Genomic DNA, 16,111 nt, shown 5'->3' with positions numbered 1-16,111 from the left:
GTGTCAAAAACTGTCAACTCGCGGTGCCCGCCTCCTGCGTATCGCGTCAGTTTTTCGCCGACAAGGCCATCTTTTCGGGTGGCACGGTCCATGCTCTAGTTCCCCCGCATCATCTTTAACCAAACAATCCGGGGGATTACATGAAGTCGATGCGACTCAACAAGCGTGTCCAGAAGGGTTTCACGCTGATCGAACTGATGATCGTGGTGGCGATCGTGGGTATTCTGGCTGCCATTGCGCTGCCGGCTTACAACAACTACATGATCAAGTCGAAGCTGACGGAAGCGACGACGGATCTGGATGCTGCACGTGCTGCGCTGGCCGAAGCCTATGCGACGAACGGTCTTTTCCCAGCGACCGCCAACTCGCCAATTCCGCCTTTGGGTTCGAATGCTCATTACGTGACGGCAATGACCTATACGCAACAGAGCAGCGGCTCTAATGTCAGCGTAGTTCTGACGCTGGGCAGCACAGGAGCGGCCGCGATCGACGGCAGTTTTCTGGGCTTGTTCGGCACGGGCAATCCCGATGGTACGGTCTCGTGGGTTTGTGGTACGGCCACCGCGGCGAACTCTGCATCCGCTGCTGGCGTCACTACTATGTACGCCTATCTGCCAGCAAACTGTCAGCACTGAGCACTCTTCTTTCCCAAGATATGCAATGAGCAGCTAATCTCTTGGGTCTGAAATGAAAGGGCGCCCGCGAGCGCCCTTTTTTTGTTCGTCGTAGTTCGACGCTCTGATGCGAGACTAATGCACTGCAAATGCCGCTGGCTCGCTGGGCTAAACTCGGCACCCTTACCCCGTGTTTGTTCTTTTGCCCTCCTGAACGTTGTTCTACAACCTCGCGCATGAATCGACTCCACTTCTCGCTTTTACCGCCCTTGCTGCTCTGGCCTGCTCTTGTCGCATGTGCAGTGCTGCCCTATCTGGTGGCTTTGCATACATTTCCGCTGCCCACGTTCTATTCCGAATTTGCCGCGGGTGTCTGCTGGGCTGTCCTGGCCATCGTCGTGCTTACACTGACATGGCGCCACGATACGGGGTTACCGAGAATTGCATTGGCGCCGCTTGCCTTGATCGGCGTCCTGTTTGTGCAACTCCAGCTTGCGTCGCCTCTGAATCCGTTCTTGTCGCTTGCGGCGACGGTATTCTTGCTTGCGGCCGCTTGCGCTTGCGGGCTTGGTGTCCGCTGCCGCGATTTGCCGGGCACATTGGAGGCTTTTGCATTCGGCTTGATTCTGGGCGGCTTGGTTAATGTAGCCATCGAGTTGGTGCAGTTGTTCCGCGTGGCTGATCTGCCTGTCACGCTCTTTTCGATGCTGCCGACGGGAGCAGGCAGGCGCATGTGGGGCAATATGAACCAGCCCAACCACCTTGCGTCCTACCTTGCATTCGGACTGGCCGCCTGCGCTTTCTTCGCATCCAAGCGTCAACGTGCCTGGATTCCACTGATCCCGGTAGCGATGGTATTGCTGCTGGGCATGGTACTGACCTTCTCTCGCATCTCGTGGCTGTACATCGTCATCGTTGGCGCTCTGGCGGGGTTTGCGTGGACGGAGGATCAGCGCGGCCTGCGTCGATGGATGCTCGTGTGTGCGCCGGTTGTGCTGCTGGCCGCGGTATATGAAGTTTTCGACTGGCTTGTCGCTCATGCCAATTTGCTTTGGCATCTGGATCTGCCGGGCTCTCTGGGTGATCGCATGCAGGAGGGGGCAGGGCTGCGGCGGCTGCTCTGGAACCACGCTTGGCATATATTCTTGGCCCATCCGTGGCTTGGCGGCGGTTGGGGGGACTATGCCTGGAACCAGTTTGTCCAGACGGACGTGCTCGGTCGTGTCGAAGTGTCTTTCAATGCGCATAACATCGTGCTGGACCTGTTGGCTAAGGTGGGTGTGTTTGGCTTGCTGGCCGTGGCGCTGCCTGTTCTGGGTTTTATCTGGAGTCTTAGAAAGCGTCGCATGACGCCTGGACTGATGTTCTTGCTTGCCATCCTGATGGTGATGGGCGCACATTCCATGCTTGAGTACCCGCTGCACTACATGTTCTTCCTACTGCCCTGCGCATTCGCGTTGGGTTATGTGGATGACCGGACGCTGCGTGTACCATCTGCCGGTATGACATGGGCATCGACCGCGATTGTTACCATGGTCGGAGCGGCGCTCATGGCGCACCTTTGGGGGGACTACAAGGCCGTAGAGCGTTTGCATTACGGCCCGGACGGATTGCAGAAGGAGTTAGCCCGTTACCGTACGCATGGATGGACCCTCTTGCTGCCATACGAGAACCTCGCGATGGCGATTCACTGGTTTGTCATTCCGGAAGTTGCTCCGACACTGGTCAAGCTCGAACTTCAGGCGGCACAGTTTTATCCAGGTTCTGCTACGGTCCAGCGTTATGCTCTCGCGCTTGCCTACCTGGGTAAGACCGACGAAGCTGTCCGGCAGCTGCGCCGCATGTCGAATAACTATTGGGAAGGAAATACCTATGCCGAGCAGTCCACACTGATTTCGCAAGCCTGTGCCCAAAGGAAAGAGGTGCTGAAGGCCTTTTGCGCGCGCCTGAGAGCTGAACACTTGCTGGTCGAGGTGCCGCTGAGGGAACAGCCTTCGGTGTCATCACAATAGAAGCCGGACGCCAAGAGGTGTCTTGCTATTCGGTAATCCAATTCTTACTAAAAGAACAAAAGTTGTTGTGCTTCAATCACGGTGGTGCTTACTCCTTTAATCTTGTGTCATCCGCTGCTGAGTGAAAACGAGCATTTGGATTTCAGAGGACCAACAAAGGAGGTGTAATGAACTTAAAGTGCCAGAGAAACCATCGAATTGAAGCTGGTTTCACATTGATCGAGCTCATGATTGTTGTCGCTATTGTCGGTATTCTGGCGGCAATCGCTTTACCGGCGTACCAGGACTATCTCACGCGCTCGCGCGTTACCGAAGGACTAGCGCTTGCCTCAGAGAGTAAGGTATTGGTTGCTGAGAATGCCGTTGCTGGGAAATTAGACTTGTCGCTGGGGGCTGCAAGTGCGGTTCGTACGGAAAATGTTAGCGGTATAAGCATTGACAAAACCACGGGAACCATTGCCATCGAATTTCAAGGCAAGATCGCACCTGCAGGAAGTAATCGACTGGTCTTGGTGCCGTACACCGGCGACGGGGATACTGCCATAAACCTCACAACTGCAAACGCGCAGGCAGGTCCGATCCAATGGGTCTGCGGTGCAGCAAATAAGGTGTTTCCGGGAGATGTGAAATCAGCAAGTGCTCCTACGTTGGCGGCAAAGTATGCCCCGGCAGAGTGCCGCTGAGTCAGGCCTGTCAGTAATTTCGTGTTCAAGGCATAAGATGCTCGCAAGGAGACGTTATGCCTCGTAAACCGAAAGCCAAGCCGGCCGATTTGTTGGAAATCCGCGCCGAACTGCTTGAACAGTTCGGCAGCGGCCCGATGTAAGCCGAAGCCAGCAATGCCGCGACGCTCGCCCTCAAGAAAACCCTGTTCGAGCGGGCACGGCTGCCAGCGCTTCGGGCATGCAATTGAGGAAGTCAGTCACGGCGATCAGGATGTCGCCCACCCCGCGCGTCTTGAGATCGTTGAACACCTTCATCCAGAACTTGGCGCCTTCGGTGTTTTCGATCCACAGGCCCAGCATGCGGCGAGTGCCGTCGTGCAGCACCCCTGAGGCCAATCCTGCGCAATGATGCAGCGCCGAAGCTCATCTGGCTGACGCTGCGCAACATCACAGCAGGTTGGGATTGCGCTACCCGTGACTCAAAGCAGGCAGCGAACTAATTCGCTATCCTCTACGCGGATCGATTCATTCGACCGTTCGTGCTAATCTCAACGACGCCTTGAATGCGGAAGTCCTGACACTCCCGCTGAGTTTGGTGCGTAACAAAGGGAGTCGTTAAGATACTCTCTGTTTTCGGGCAGACACCTGCTCCCCCACCCACTCCCCCGACTTCCCCCCCCGCTTCTCCATCAACCGCACATCCCCAATCACCATTCCCCGATCCACGGCCTTGCACATGTCGTAGATCGTCAGCAGCCCGACCTGTACGGCGGTCAGCGCTTCCATTTCGACCCCGGTCTGCCCGCGCGTCTCCGCACGAACCGTACAACGGACGCTGTGTTGGGCATCATCCAGATCAAACTCGACCCCCACCTTGGTCAACGCCAGCGGATGGCACAGCGGAATCAGATCCGATGTTCGCTTGGCCCCCTGGATTGCAGCGATGCGGGCGATGCCCAGCACATCGCCTTTCTTGGCGGTGCCGTCGCGCACCAGTGCGAACGTCTCGGGCAGCATGCGGATCGTGCCGGTGGCGACCGCCACGCGATGCGTGACGGCTTTCTCGCCGACGTCAACCATATGGGCTTGTCCGGCGGAATCGAAATGGGTGAGTTGCGACATGGTTGACACCGTGATTGCGGTGGGGGATACGAAGCGTTTTATGATAGCAAGCAGCCGGCGTCGAGTGACCGAGCCGGGCTGATCCTGCACACTGCGCTTTCCGTATGACGCATTCCTTCTTTCGGCCGCGGGTTCGTAAGCTGACGGCCGCCGTGTTGTTGTCGGGCTGGCTCGCGCCGGTGCCGCTGCCCGCGCTTGCGCAGATGCCTGCCCCGGCGTCTGCTCCGGCAATCAACCTGGGCCTGGGCTCTGCTGCCGCAGCCGATCAGGTGCAGAGCAACCTGAACCGCAGCGTCCAGATCGGTCGTCAATCGCCTTATCTGCAGAAGGATCCGGCGGTCATCGACGCGCCGACGTACGAGTTGCCCGACATGGGGGACCCTTCCACGGCAGCGCTGTCGCCCGAGATGGAGCGCCGTCTGGGCGACCGGGTGATGCGCCAGATCCGTCGCGATCCGGACTATGTGCCCGACCCGTTGCTCACCGATTACCTGAATGGCATCGGCTACAAGCTCATCGAGGCCGCGCGGCGGCAGCATGTGGCGGGCAGCACGTCGGCGTCGAGCTTCGAGTTGTTTGCGGTGCGCGATCCGGGCATCAACGCGTTCGCGCTGCCGGGCGGCTACATCGGCGTGAACACGGGCACGCTGGTGGCCACGGAAAGCGAATCGGAGCTGGCTTCGGTGCTCGGGCACGAAATCGGCCACGTGCTGCAGCGGCATATCGCGCGCGGTATCGACAAATCGGGCGAGTCGATGTGGATTGCGCTGGCGTCGATCCTCCTCGCCGGGCTGGCCGCCACCAAGAGCGGCGACGCTGCACAGGCGCTGGCCATGGGCGGGCAGGCGGCGGCGGTGTCAAACCAGCTCGCCTTCTCGCGCAGCGCTGAACGCGAGGCCGATCGCGTCGGCTTTACGTTACTCACGGGCGCGGGGTACAACCCGGACGGCATGCCGAATTTCTTCCGGCGCCTGCAGCGTGTGACCAACATCGCCGACACGGGCGTTATTCCCGGCTACGCGCGCACCCACCCGCTCACCGGCGAGCGGATTGCCGACATGGAGGACCGCGCACGAGGCTTGCCGCACCCGCGCCAGCCCCGCCGTCCCGAGTTTGGCTTTGCAAAAGCCCGTGCACGGGTGCTGCAGGAGACGTCGACCAGCGCGTATATCGACGTGCGCAACGCGATGCGTTCGCAACTGGCGTCGGCGCCGGATGCGCCTGTCGAGACGCGGGCCGCCCTGTGGTACGGCATCGCCGTCGCGAATCAGCGGGCAGGGCGGCTGGACGAGGCCGAGCAGGCGTTGCTCGAGGCGCGCCGGCTGTACGGCAACATCCCCGGTATCACTTCGGGCAGCGTCGACCTGGACGTCACCGCTGTCGAACTCGCGCAGGCACGGAACCGTACGGCGGAGGCGCTGGTGCAAGCGCGCGCCGCACTGGCTGCGTATCCGCTCTCGCGCGCGGCCGGTATCACCTACGCACAGACGCTGCTTGCTGCGGGCCGCGTGAACGATGCGATCCCTTATCTGAAAGACAAGACCCGCGAAGAGACCGCGCAGTCGATCTGGTGGGATTTGCTCGCCCGTGCCTATGCCGATCAGGGCAAACGCGTCGAGCAGCACCGCGCGCTGGCCGAGAAGTACGCCCGCGATGGCGCTTGGGGTTCGGCGGTGGAGCAGCTCAAACTCGCGCGCGACGCGGGGGATGCGGATTTCTACACGCTGTCCGAGGTGGACGCGCGCCTGCATCAGATGGAGCGGCAGTACAAGGAAGAGAAGGCCGAGGACAAGGCGCTGCCGAAATAGCGCGACCGCTATCCGGCTGGGTGCGGTACGAACCCATAGCGCCGTGCCACCTCTGTGCTCTGGATGGGTTCGATCTCGAACGAGCGGCCGGCGATGGTCAGCGTACCGAGTGCGGCGCCACATGCCTCGCCGTGCCACTGCGCCAGCGCTGAAAACGGCTCAAGGTCGTGATCGTGCAGCAGTGCGATGGTGTCTTCGGCATCCGCGCCGGCCACGCGGCCGGAGAGCAGCACATTGCCGCGCTCATCGGCGAAGCAGCCGGCAGGCGCGAACGCCGCGCCTGTCGTGGTCCTGAAGGTTTGCGATGCGCCGTCAGGGACCAGTCGGATGATCCAGGGGGTGTATTCAAGCTCCACGAATACGCGCTGCGGCCCGTTCTGAAAGAACCATCGGCCGGCATCGTCCCGCCCATAGTTGCGCACGATGAAATCGATCAGCGGCGCATGGCGAATCGGGTCGCCAGGCAGTTTGTGTGCCTGCGCGAATTCGGTGCGCAGGCGCCATTGCCCGCGTCGATCCAGGGCCAGCCAACCGAAGCAATTGGGTACGTCCGGCCACTTCATCATGGCCTGGCGGACGATGTCATCCACGCTCGCCTCCCGTGGCAGTGACCGGCGGCGCTGGCTGCGCGGCTTGCTGCCCGCGGCCCAGCACGTCATCGAAGAAACGCAGGACGCGCGCAGGCATCCAGTCGACGCGGCCAGCGAGGTGGCGCAGGCCCGCATCGTGACGCAGCAGAAAGCCGACATGGCCACCGTGCAGCGGTTGGTCGAGCACGATGTCCGGCGACACGTCGGCAGGGCTGGGCAGGTACTGCCCCGGCAGGAATGGATCATTGCGCGCGTTCAGCACCAGGGCGGGCACACGTACGTCGCGCAGGATCGGCTTGGATGAGGCGCGTGTCCAATAGTCGAGCACATCGCGATAGCCATGCAGCGGCGCGGTGACGAGATTGTCGAATTCGCCCAGGGTGCGCGTGGCGAGCATGGCGGCGCGGTCATAGAGACCTGGGTGCTGATCGAGCTTGGCGCAGGCCTTCATCTTGAGCGTGCGCAGGAACATGCGCGTGTACACCAAGTTGAAGCCGCGGGACAGCGCGGCCCCGCCCGCGCGCATATCCAGCGGTGCAGAGACCGTCGCCGCGGCACACAGATAGCGTGCGTCGGTGCCGTGCTCACCCAGGTAGCGCAGCAACGCGTTGCCGCCCAGCGAGATGCCGACGGCCAGCAGCTGGCGACCTTGCGGTGCGCAGTACTTGTGATAAAGGCGTTCGAGTATCCATCCGACTTCTGCGCCATCGCCGCAGTGGTACATGCGCGGCGCGTGGTTCATCTCGCCCGAACATCCGCGGAAGTGCGGCACCACCCCGGGCCAGCGGCGCGCACGCAGCGCGTCCATCAACAGCCTTGCATAGTGACTGCGCGAATCGCCCTCGAGGCCGTGGAACATGACGACGAGCGGCGCGTGCGCATCAGCGTCGTGCGTCGTCCAGTCGAGGTCGATGAAATCGTGGTCGGGTGTGTCCCAGCGCTCGCGCCGATAGGCGATGCGCGGAAAGCGCCACAGGCGCGCCGGCACGATCGTCTGCGCGTTGCCGCCAATGAGCCACCATGGCGAACGGAACGCATGAGGCTCGAACGGCCCCGCCAGCAGGGCGCCGAGGCTCAGGTCAGCAGAGGTGGCGCGGCGAAGCGGATGCATCATCAAGCGGATACGGCTGCCCCCGGCGCGGCAGGCTCAGTGAAGCGAATGCGTGACGGTGGAAATCGAAGCCGCCACGCGTTCCTCGGCGGCCTGGCTCGAGTGTACGTGCGCGATGCGCCAGCCTTCGTGGTTCTGCATCAGCACGTACGTCGTGTGGACGTACAGGTCGGCCTCGGTTGCCGTGGCAGAAAAGCGCAGCGCCTCGGTGGCCTCGAAGATCGATACGCCCAACGACGAATGCACCTGCTGCGAAAGGCATTCGATCCACACCGGGTTCTTCTCGACCAGCGCATCCAGGCAGCCGCGCAGTTGCTCGTGGCCATGCAGGCGCTGGCCGTCGGGCAGGATGAAGCTCACGGAATCCTCGTCCAGCCACAGCTTGAGCGCGCCATCGGCATCGCGGCGCTTGAGCGCATCGCGATAGGCTTCGAGGATGTCCTCGGCGGCTTCGAACAGGCGGGCAAATCGTGGCATGGCGGTGATGAGGAGGAGGGCGAGTTACAGCGGCTGCAGCAGGCGGCGCAGTTCGTGAAAGACCATCTCGGGACCGATGTCGCGCAGGCAGCGCAGGTGGCCAAGCGGGCATTCGCGCGCAAAGCACGGACTGCATTCCAGATGGAGCCACATGATACTCGCAGCGGGCGACAGGGGCGGCGTGTGGCGGGGGTCGCTGGAGCCGAATACGGCCACCTGCGGGCGTCCCAGCGCGGCCGTCACGTGCATGAGGCCCGAGTCGTTGCAGATGGCGGCTTCCGAGCGCGCGAGCAGTTCGATGGCTTCATCGAGCGAGGTCTCGCCGCACAGGTTGCGCACGAACGGCGCGCGTTCGACGATGGCGTCGGCCATCTCGCGGTCCTTTCCCGAGCCGAGCGTGATGATCTGCGCGTATGGAAAGGACCGGCGCAGCATCTGCGCCAGCTCGGCGAAGTGTTCGGCGGGCCAGCGCTTGGCCGGGCCGTATTCCGCGCCGGGGCAGAAGGCGACCAGTCTCGCATTGCCCGGGATGCCAAACTTTGCCGACGTGGCTGCAACACGCTGCACGTCGACCTCCAGCTTCGGATCGGGCAGGCTGTCGGGCAGCCTGGCGCCAGGCTTGAACGCCAGCGCCGCGTAGTGCTGGACCATCGGCGGGCGCTCGTTCTTGGGCGGATTCGGGTAGCGCACATTCAGTACGCCCAGGCGGGATTCGCCCTTGTAACCGATACGCAACGGAATGCCGGCCAGCCACGGGATCAGCGCGCTCTTGAACGAATTCGGCAGCACGTAGGCCGCGTCGAAGGTTTCGCCCTTGAGCTGCTGCGCGAACAGGGTCCGGCTGCCAAGCTGCAGCTTGCCGTGGGCCAGGTCGGTCGGCAGGACACGGGCGATTTCCGGCATGCGCGCCAGCACCGGCGCTACCCATTTGGGCGCGATGGCATGGATCTGCGCGCGCGGGTGGCGCGCCTTGATCTGCGCAAACAGCGGCTGCGCCATCAGCGCATCCCCGATCCAGTTGGGGGCGACGACAAGGATCTTGCGCATCATCGACTCGCCGCCGGTGCGCTACGACCTGTGTGCTGCGCGAAAATCGGGCTCAATGGTGGCCCTTCAGTTCGACGCCAGGGGCCAGCTTGTAGACCGTGCCGCAGTATGGACACTTGACTTCACCGGTGTCTGCGATGTCCAGGAACACGCGCGGGTGGTAGTTCCAGGTTGGCGTCTTGGCGGTCGGGCAGTGCAGCGGCAGATCGTCTGCGCCGATTTCGATCGTGGGTGCGGTGTGCGTGGTCATGGTGAGGTAAGAGATGCCGACATGGTGCGGTCAGGACCGTCATGTCTCAGGTGGCCATGTGGCCGCAGGCTCAAATGCCAACAAAGGCGGAATTGTAAGCGGTGGGCGCGGGCGCGCCAACGCCGATTGTTGCAGTGCGCGGCGGCGGTCATGCATCACGGCCCGTGGAGTGTTGTTTCTCGAACGTCGACGGCGCTTTCTCCGCTCGTCGTTAAGCAGGCACTTAACACCAAAAGTATAATCGTGCGTTTCCTGCGAGCCACCCATGTCGCCCCCGACACCCCAACGTTTGCGCGCTTCCGCCAATTCTCGCCCGGTTGACCACAAAGAGATGAATCCGCCGCCTGCGAGTGCGCCATGGCGCTAGCCCGCTGGCGCGCCGCGTTACAACGTCGCTGGCAGGCGCTCGACCCCGCCGAGCGCGCCGGTTTCATGGCCGGACTGCGCGCCTATGCGCCCTCGACCATGCCCGTTTTCGCATGGGGCATGGTGACGGGGGTGGCGATGAGCAAATCGGTCCTGACTCTCCCCCAGGCGATCGGGATGTCGGTGTTCGTCTACGCGGGGTCCTCGCAACTGGCCGTGCTGCCGCTGCTCGCGGCCGGCCTGCCGATCTGGACGGTGCTGCTGACCGCATTCATCGTCAACGTCCGCTTCATCATCTTCAGCGCGGGGCTGATGCAGCATTTCGGCGATCTGCCGTTCCTGCGGCGGGTGGTGCTGGGCTCGTTCAATGGCGATCTGCCGTTCGTGCTGTTCACCCAGCGCTACCCCGCATCCGCACCGGAGGCGGGCAAGGAAGGCTACTACTGGGGCATGGTCCTGCTGAATTTTGTCGTTTGGCAGGTGTCGTCCATCCTGGGCATCGTCGCGGCGAGCCTGTTCCCAGACGCCTGGGGCCTGGCACTGGCCGGCACGCTGGCGCTGATTCCCGTCATGGTGTCGACCATCCGGGGCCGTGCCACGCTCATGGCGGTCGCCGTGGCCGCCGTGCTGGCGCTGGTCGCCTTCAAATTGCCGTATCGATTGAGCCTGGTGATTGCCGTGACGGGTGCGATGGCCGCCGGCCTGGCCGCTGACGAAGCTGCCGCCCGCCTGCAATGGCAGCGCCGGCGCGGCGCACGGGTCGCCACCGGCGAGGAGGACGCATGAGCGCGCTGGACATCTGGATCGTCATCGCGGGCATGACGGGGGTCACCATCGTCACGCGCTCGCTGTTCCTGATGGTGGGTGATCGGGTGACGCTGCCCATGCGCCTGCAGCACGCCCTGCGGTTTGCGCCGGCCGCCGCGCTCATCGCCATCGTCCTGCCCGATCTGCTCTGGAACCAGGGGCACTTTGAGGCGTCGTGGACCAATCCGCGCCTGATGGCCGGCATCGCTGCCACCGTGTTCTATGTGGCGACGCGGCGCATGCTGGGCATGGTCTTTGTCGGCATGGGGGTGTTTACCGTGCTGCGTCTCTGGGGATGAGCATGCCGGCTTCCAACCGCAACGGCGCAATCTTCGCCTTTCTGGCCTACACGATATGGGGCCTGTTTCCGCTGTACTTCAAGCTGCTCAAGGCTGTGTCGCCGATGGAGATCCTCTCGCATAGAGTGGTCTGGTCGTTGGCGGTGATGGCGGTGATTTTGCTCGCCAAGCGGCACTGGGCTTGGTTGTGGGCATTGCGCACGCAACCGCGCGTGGTGGGACGCTACGCGGCCAGCACGGCTTTGCTCGCCGCCAACTGGCTCACCTATATCTGGGCGGTCAACCACGATCACGTGCTCGATGCGAGCCTCGGTTATTTCATCAATCCGCTGGTCGTCGTGATGCTGGCCGCGCTGGTGCTGGGCGAGCGGCTGCGGCCCGTTCAGTGGGTGTCGGTGGTGCTGGCAGGGGCGGGCGTCGCGTGGCTGACGTGGCAGGCCGGCACGCTGCCGTGGATTGCGCTGGCGCTGGCGTTTTCATTTGGCTTCTATGGTTTGCTGCGCAAGACCTCGCCGCTGGGCGCGCTCGAGGGGTTGACGCTCGAGACGCTGCTGCTGTTTCCCTTGGCGCTGGGTTACCTGGGATGGCTGGCTTCGCAGCACCAGAGCGCTTTCCTGGCCGCCTCGGCTGGCGCGCAGTGGCTGCTGGCGCTGGCCGGGCCGCTGACGGCGCTGCCGTTGCTGCTGTTTGGCGCTGGGGCCCGGCGGATCCCCCTGTCGTTGCTGGGGTTGCTGCAGTACGTCAGCCCGACGCTGCAATTGTTGCTGGGGGTGTGGCTCTACAACGAGCCGTTCGCCGGTCCGAAAGTGGCGGGCTATGTGCTGATCTGGGTAGGACTTGCGGTGTATTCGGCGGAGGGCTGGATGCGGCTGCGCCGCCGTACGCCGCTGGCGGCGTAGCGCCCCGCCGATCGGCCTCGGCAAGTCGGCTGAGCCTGCGGGACTCGGCCGAGAAACGCGCGTTTTGCCCGGTCGCATCGGGTAAAATCGTGCCTTTCCGCGATTCCACCGTAGCTGCCATGCCTCACGTCCTGCGTCTGACCGATCTCATTTCCGAAGGCAAGCTTGCCGGCAAGCGCGTCTTTATCCGCGCTGATCTCAATGTGCCCCAAGATGATGCCGGCAACATCACCGAAGACACCCGCATCCGCGCCTCGGTGCCGGCCATCCAGGCCGCGCTCGACGCTGGCGCCGCCGTGATGGTCACGTCGCACCTGGGCCGCCCGACCGAGGGCGAATTCAAGCCCGAAGATTCGCTGGCGCCGGTTGCCAAGCGCCTGTCCGAACTGCTGGCGCGTGACGTGAAGCTCGTGCAGAACTGGGTCGACGGCGTGGACGTGGCGCCCGGCCAGGTCGTGCTGCTGGAAAACTGCCGCGTCAACAAGGGCGAAAAGAAGAACAGCGACGAACTGGCCCAGAAGATGGCCAAGCTGTGCGACATCTACGTCAACGATGCATTTGGTACTGCCCACCGCGCCGAAGCCACCACGCACGGCATCGCCAAGTTCGCACCGATCGCCTGCGCCGGCCCCCTCCTGGGTGCCGAGCTGGACGCGCTGGGCAAGGCGCTGGGTGCGCCCAAGCGGCCGCTGGTCGCCATCGTGGCGGGCTCGAAGGTGTCGACCAAACTGACCATCCTGAAGTCCCTGGCTGACAAGGTGGACAACTTGATTGTCGGCGGCGGCATCGCCAACACGTTCATGCTGGCTGCCGGCCTGAAGATCGGCAAGTCGCTGGCCGAGCCGGATCTGGCGGGAGATGCCAAGGCGATCATCGACCTGATGGCGGCACGCGGTGCGTCGGTCCCCATTCCCGTCGACGTGGTGTGCGCCAAGGAATTCAGCGCCACGGCGGCCGCCACGGTGAAGGACGTGAAAGACGTGGCCGATGACGACATGATCCTCGACATTGGACCGAAGACGGCCGCCCAGCTGGCCGAACAGCTGAAATCGGCCGGTACCATCGTCTGGAACGGTCCGGTTGGCGTGTTCGAGTTCGATCAGTTCGGCAACGGCACCAAGGTGCTCGCCGAGGCGATCGCCGCGTCGTCGGGCTTCTCGATCGCGGGTGGCGGCGACACGCTGGCGGCCATCGCCAAGTACAACATCGCCGACAAGGTGGGCTACATCTCCACCGGCGGCGGCGCGTTCCTCGAATTCCTGGAGGGCAAGACCCTGCCGGCCGTGGAAATCCTGGCGCAACGCGCGCAGAGCCAGGCCGTCCCGGCCTGAGCGCAGCGACGCGAATATCCCCACCACGACAACGAGACCCCGCTGCCCATGACCCGCGCCACCAAGATCGTCGCCACGCTCGGCCCCGCGTCCAGCACGCAGGAAGTCCTGACTCGCATGATCGCGGGCGGGGTGGACGTGGTCCGGCTGAACTTTTCGCACGGCACCGCGCAGGACCATATCGACCGCGCGCAGCTCGTGCGCGAGGTGGCCCGTTCGGTGGGCCGTGAGGTCGCCATCATGGCCGACCTGCAGGGGCCGAAGATCCGCGTCGGCAAGTTCGAGAACGGCAAGATCACGCTGAATCCGGGAGAGCGCTTCACGCTGGACGCGCGTTGCGAACTGGGCAACCAGGAGCGCGCCGGGCTCGACTACAAGGAGCTGCCCCGCGACGTCGGCCCCGGCGATCTGCTGCTGCTCAATGACGGCCTGATCGTCCTGCAGGTCGAGCGCGTGGTGGGCGAAGAGATTGAAACCATCGTCAAGATCGGCGGCGAATTGTCCAACAACAAGGGCATCAACCGCCAGGGCGGCGGGCTGTCGGCGCCGGCGCTGACCGCCAAGGACATGGACGACATCAAGACCGCGATGGCGCTGGGCGCCGATTATGTCGCGGTCAGCTTCCCCAAGAACGCCACCGACATGGAAATGGCGCGCCAGCTGGCCGCGGTGGCCGGTGCGCCGCACAACCACAAGACCCGCATGATCGCCAAGATCGAGCGCGCCGAGGCCATCCGCCCGGGCGTGCTCGAAGAAATTCTGGCGGCCTCCGACGGGATCATGGTCGCGCGTGGCGACCTGGCGGTGGAAGTCGGCAACGCGGCCGTGCCGGCGCTGCAGAAGCGCATGATCAAGCTGGCCCGCGAAAACAACAAGCTGGCCATCACCGCCACACAGATGATGGAATCGATGATCGTCAACCCGGTGCCGACGCGCGCCGAGGTGTCGGACGTCGCCAACGCCGTGCTGGATGGCACCGATGCGGTGATGTTGTCCGCGGAAACCGCTGCTGGCCGCTACCCGGTCGAGACCATCGAGGCCATGGCTGCCATTTGCGTGGAAGCCGAGAAGTCGCAATCCGTGCATCTGGACGCCGACTTCCTCGACCAGACCTTCAGCCGCATCGACCAGTCGATCGCCATGGGGGCGCTGTTCACGGCGCACCACCTGCAGGTCAAGGCGATTGCCGCGCTGACCGATTCCGGCGCCACGGCGCTCTGGATGAGCCGACACGGCATCAACATTCCCATTTATGCGATGACGCCTAACGTGGCCTCGCAGCGCAAGATGGCCCTGTACCGCAACGTGCAATCGCTGCCGCTGGCCAACAGCGCCGACCGCGACGAAGCGCTGCATCAGGCCGAAGAACTGCTGGTCGCGCGCGGTGTCGTGCAGCGCGGCGACTTCATCGTCCTGACCGTCGGCGAGCCGATGGGCCAGGCCGGCGGCACCAACACGCTCAAGATTGTTCGCGTCGGCATGCACTGACGCCCACGACGGAACGCCGTTTGCTACGTCGTTTAGATCGACCGGACGCGTTCCAGAGACCGAATACAGATCGATCCATAGGAGAAAACCATGCCACTCGTCTCGATGCGCCAACTGCTGGACCACGCCGCTGAAAACGGCTACGGCCTGCCGGCATTCAACGTGAACAACCTGGAGCAAGTCCAGGCTGTGATGGAAGCTGCCAAGGAAGCCGGCGCACCGGTCATCCTGCAGGCCAGCGCAGGCGCCCGCAAGTACGCCGGCGAATCGTTCATCAAGCACCTGATCCAGGCCGCTGTCGAGGCTTATCCGGAGATCCCGCTGGTCATGCACCAGGATCACGGCCAAAGCCCGGCCATCTGCCAGGGCGCCATCGACCTGGGCTTCGGCTCGGTCATGATGGATGGCTCGCTGCGCGAAGACGGCAAGACCCCGGCCGATTTCGACTACAACGTCGACGTCACCCGCCGCGTGGTCGAGATGGCCCACAAGGTTGGTGTGACCGTGGAAGGCGAACTCGGCTGCCTGGGCTCGCTGGAGACCGGAATGGCCGGTGAGGAAGATGGCCACGGCGCGGAAGGCAAGCTCGACCACTCGTCCCTGCTGACCGATCCGGAAGAGGCTGCCCAGTTCGTCAAGGCGACCCAACTGGACGCGCTGGCGATCGCCATCGGCACCAGCCACGGCGCCTACAAGTTCACGCGCAAGCCCACCGGCGACATCCTCGCCATCAGCCGCGTGAAGGAAATCCACGCGCGCATCCCGAACACCCACCTGGTGATGCACGGCTCGTCGAGCGTGCCGCAAGAACTGCTGGCCATCATCAACCAGTACGGCGGCAAGATGAAGGAAACCTACGGCGTGCCCGTCGAGGAAATCCAGGAAGCCATCAAGTACGGCGTGCGCAAGATCAACATCGACACCGACATCCGCCTGGCCATGACCGGCGCGGTGCGCAAGTTCCTGGCCGAAAACCCGGACAAGTTCGACGCCCGCGAATGGCTGAAGCCGGCGCGCGAAGCCGCCAAGCAGATCTGCAAGGCGCGTTATATCCAGTTCGGCTGCGAAGGCCAGGCCGGCAAGATCAAGCCGATCGGCCTGTCGGTGATGGCGCAGAAGTACCAAAGCGGCGATCTGGCGCAAGTGGTGCAATAAGCATTTCGCGTCACATTTAGCAAACGGCTGGCACTGCGCCAGCCGTTTTGCATTGCATGGGCTACCCCAT

Annotated in this window: 16 protein-coding genes and 1 pseudogene; 10 read left to right on the top strand and 7 right to left on the bottom strand. The window is 63.4% G+C overall.

The features are described from left to right. Positions 1-149: 149 nt before the first annotated feature. The 3 genes from R2N03_RS15605 (at position 150) to R2N03_RS15595 (ending at position 3,309) form a co-directional block, all read left to right on the top strand. Entirely contained in the window at positions 150-635 is a 486-nt protein-coding gene (locus R2N03_RS15605) for a pilin (protein ID WP_428984419.1), read from the top strand. 215 nt (positions 636-850) lie between these two features. Then, entirely contained in the window at positions 851-2,626 is a 1,776-nt protein-coding gene (locus R2N03_RS15600) for a PglL family O-oligosaccharyltransferase (RefSeq protein ID WP_316658563.1), read from the top strand. Between the two features lie 167 nt (positions 2,627-2,793). Beyond that, positions 2,794-3,309, top strand: coding sequence for a pilin (locus R2N03_RS15595; protein ID WP_316658562.1), 516 nt, complete (start codon positions 2,794-2,796; stop codon positions 3,307-3,309). Between the two features lie 186 nt (positions 3,310-3,495). On the opposite strand, the pseudogene R2N03_RS15590 reads toward R2N03_RS15595, so the two are convergent. Continuing rightward, positions 3,496-3,687, bottom strand: a pseudogene (locus R2N03_RS15590) (transposase); the annotation flags it as partial. 219 nt (positions 3,688-3,906) lie between these two features. Then, positions 3,907-4,413: a cyclic pyranopterin monophosphate synthase MoaC gene (gene moaC, locus R2N03_RS15585; RefSeq protein ID WP_316658561.1), complete on the bottom strand. Its 507-nt coding sequence runs from the start codon at positions 4,411-4,413 to the stop codon at positions 3,907-3,909. A gap of 104 nt (positions 4,414-4,517) precedes the next feature. Between moaC and R2N03_RS15580 the strand changes: the two genes are divergently transcribed. Further along, entirely contained in the window at positions 4,518-6,221 is a 1,704-nt protein-coding gene (locus R2N03_RS15580; protein WP_316658560.1) for a beta-barrel assembly-enhancing protease, read from the top strand. A gap of 8 nt (positions 6,222-6,229) precedes the next feature. Here the strand turns inward: R2N03_RS15580 and R2N03_RS15575 are convergent, their stop codons facing one another. The 5 genes from R2N03_RS15575 to R2N03_RS15555 are packed head-to-tail and all read right to left on the bottom strand — an operon-like array spanning position 6,230 to position 9,696. Continuing rightward, entirely contained in the window at positions 6,230-6,811 is a 582-nt protein-coding gene (locus R2N03_RS15575; RefSeq protein ID WP_316658558.1) for a DUF2946 family protein, read from the bottom strand. After that, positions 6,804-7,925 carry a YheT family hydrolase gene (locus R2N03_RS15570; protein ID WP_316658556.1) on the bottom strand — a complete coding sequence of 374 codons (1,122 nt, stop codon included), beginning with the start codon at positions 7,923-7,925 and terminating at the stop codon, positions 6,804-6,806. Before R2N03_RS15570 ends, R2N03_RS15575 begins: the two co-directional genes overlap by 8 nt. Before the next feature lie 33 nt (positions 7,926-7,958). Then, positions 7,959-8,399 (bottom strand): YybH family protein, encoded by a 441-nt coding sequence (locus tag R2N03_RS15565; RefSeq protein WP_316658555.1) that lies wholly within the window; start codon positions 8,397-8,399, stop codon positions 7,959-7,961. 24 nt (positions 8,400-8,423) lie between these two features. After that, positions 8,424-9,449, bottom strand: coding sequence for a lipopolysaccharide heptosyltransferase II (gene waaF, locus R2N03_RS15560; protein ID WP_316658554.1), 1,026 nt, complete (start codon positions 9,447-9,449; stop codon positions 8,424-8,426). Positions 9,450-9,498: 49 nt separating this feature from the next. Beyond that, entirely contained in the window at positions 9,499-9,696 is a 198-nt protein-coding gene (locus tag R2N03_RS15555; RefSeq protein WP_316658553.1) for a zinc-finger domain-containing protein, read from the bottom strand. Positions 9,697-10,053: 357 nt separating this feature from the next. On the opposite strand from R2N03_RS15555, the gene R2N03_RS15550 reads away from it, so the two are divergent. From R2N03_RS15550 to fba, 6 genes are all read left to right on the top strand, one after another. Further along, the gene (locus R2N03_RS15550) at positions 10,054-10,848 is read left to right on the top strand and encodes an AzlC family ABC transporter permease (protein ID WP_316658552.1); all 795 of its coding nucleotides are present in this window, start codon (positions 10,054-10,056) and stop codon (positions 10,846-10,848) included. Beyond that, positions 10,845-11,168 carry an AzlD domain-containing protein gene (locus R2N03_RS15545; protein WP_316658551.1) on the top strand — a complete coding sequence of 108 codons (324 nt, stop codon included), beginning with the start codon at positions 10,845-10,847 and terminating at the stop codon, positions 11,166-11,168. The genes R2N03_RS15550 and R2N03_RS15545 overlap by 4 nt, the downstream gene beginning before the upstream one ends. Before the next feature lie 2 nt (positions 11,169-11,170). Continuing rightward, positions 11,171-12,067, top strand: a complete 897-nt coding sequence (rarD, locus tag R2N03_RS15540) for an EamA family transporter RarD (RefSeq protein ID WP_316658550.1) — start codon at positions 11,171-11,173, stop codon at positions 12,065-12,067. Between the two features lie 119 nt (positions 12,068-12,186). After that, a complete protein-coding gene (locus R2N03_RS15535; RefSeq protein ID WP_316658548.1) occupies positions 12,187-13,398 on the top strand; it encodes a phosphoglycerate kinase in 1,212 nt (403 codons plus the stop codon). A gap of 48 nt (positions 13,399-13,446) precedes the next feature. Further along, positions 13,447-14,886: a pyruvate kinase gene (gene pyk / locus R2N03_RS15530; RefSeq protein ID WP_316658546.1), complete on the top strand. Its 1,440-nt coding sequence runs from the start codon at positions 13,447-13,449 to the stop codon at positions 14,884-14,886. Positions 14,887-14,976: 90 nt separating this feature from the next. Next, on the top strand, positions 14,977-16,041 hold the full coding sequence (gene fba, locus R2N03_RS15525; RefSeq protein ID WP_004636117.1) for a class II fructose-bisphosphate aldolase: 1,065 nt from the start codon (positions 14,977-14,979) through the stop codon (positions 16,039-16,041). The last annotated feature ends 70 nt before the right edge of the window (positions 16,042-16,111 follow it).

This window comes from Ralstonia condita, from assembly GCF_958405655.1.
GTDB lineage: Bacteria > Pseudomonadota > Gammaproteobacteria > Burkholderiales > Burkholderiaceae > Ralstonia > Ralstonia condita.
Note: the sequence above shows the minus strand (reverse complement) of the source record. Positions and strands in the feature narration are given on the sequence as shown.

Bases quoted from the DNA above. Each gene is read 5' to 3' on its own strand.
- R2N03_RS15605 (WP_428984419.1), top strand. From the start codon at position 150: ATGCGACTCAACAAGCGTGTCCAGAAGGGTTTCACGCTGATCGAACTG.
- R2N03_RS15600 (WP_316658563.1), top strand. From the start codon at position 851: ATGAATCGACTCCACTTCTCGCTTTTACCGCCCTTGCTGCTCTGGCCT.
- R2N03_RS15595 (WP_316658562.1), top strand. From the start codon at position 2,794: ATGAACTTAAAGTGCCAGAGAAACCATCGAATTGAAGCTGGTTTCACA.
- moaC (WP_316658561.1), bottom strand. From the start codon at position 4,413: ATGTCGCAACTCACCCATTTCGATTCCGCCGGACAAGCCCATATGGTT.
- R2N03_RS15580 (WP_316658560.1), top strand. From the start codon at position 4,518: ATGACGCATTCCTTCTTTCGGCCGCGGGTTCGTAAGCTGACGGCCGCC.
- R2N03_RS15570 (WP_316658556.1), bottom strand. From the start codon at position 7,925: ATGATGCATCCGCTTCGCCGCGCCACCTCTGCTGACCTGAGCCTCGGC.
- R2N03_RS15565 (WP_316658555.1), bottom strand. From the start codon at position 8,399: ATGCCACGATTTGCCCGCCTGTTCGAAGCCGCCGAGGACATCCTCGAA.
- waaF (WP_316658554.1), bottom strand. From the start codon at position 9,449: ATGATGCGCAAGATCCTTGTCGTCGCCCCCAACTGGATCGGGGATGCG.
- R2N03_RS15555 (WP_316658553.1), bottom strand. From the start codon at position 9,696: ATGACCACGCACACCGCACCCACGATCGAAATCGGCGCAGACGATCTG.
- R2N03_RS15550 (WP_316658552.1), top strand. From the start codon at position 10,054: ATGGCGCTAGCCCGCTGGCGCGCCGCGTTACAACGTCGCTGGCAGGCG.
- R2N03_RS15545 (WP_316658551.1), top strand. From the start codon at position 10,845: ATGAGCGCGCTGGACATCTGGATCGTCATCGCGGGCATGACGGGGGTC.
- rarD (WP_316658550.1), top strand. From the start codon at position 11,171: ATGCCGGCTTCCAACCGCAACGGCGCAATCTTCGCCTTTCTGGCCTAC.
- R2N03_RS15535 (WP_316658548.1), top strand. From the start codon at position 12,187: ATGCCTCACGTCCTGCGTCTGACCGATCTCATTTCCGAAGGCAAGCTT.
- pyk (WP_316658546.1), top strand. From the start codon at position 13,447: ATGACCCGCGCCACCAAGATCGTCGCCACGCTCGGCCCCGCGTCCAGC.
- fba (WP_004636117.1), top strand. From the start codon at position 14,977: ATGCCACTCGTCTCGATGCGCCAACTGCTGGACCACGCCGCTGAAAAC.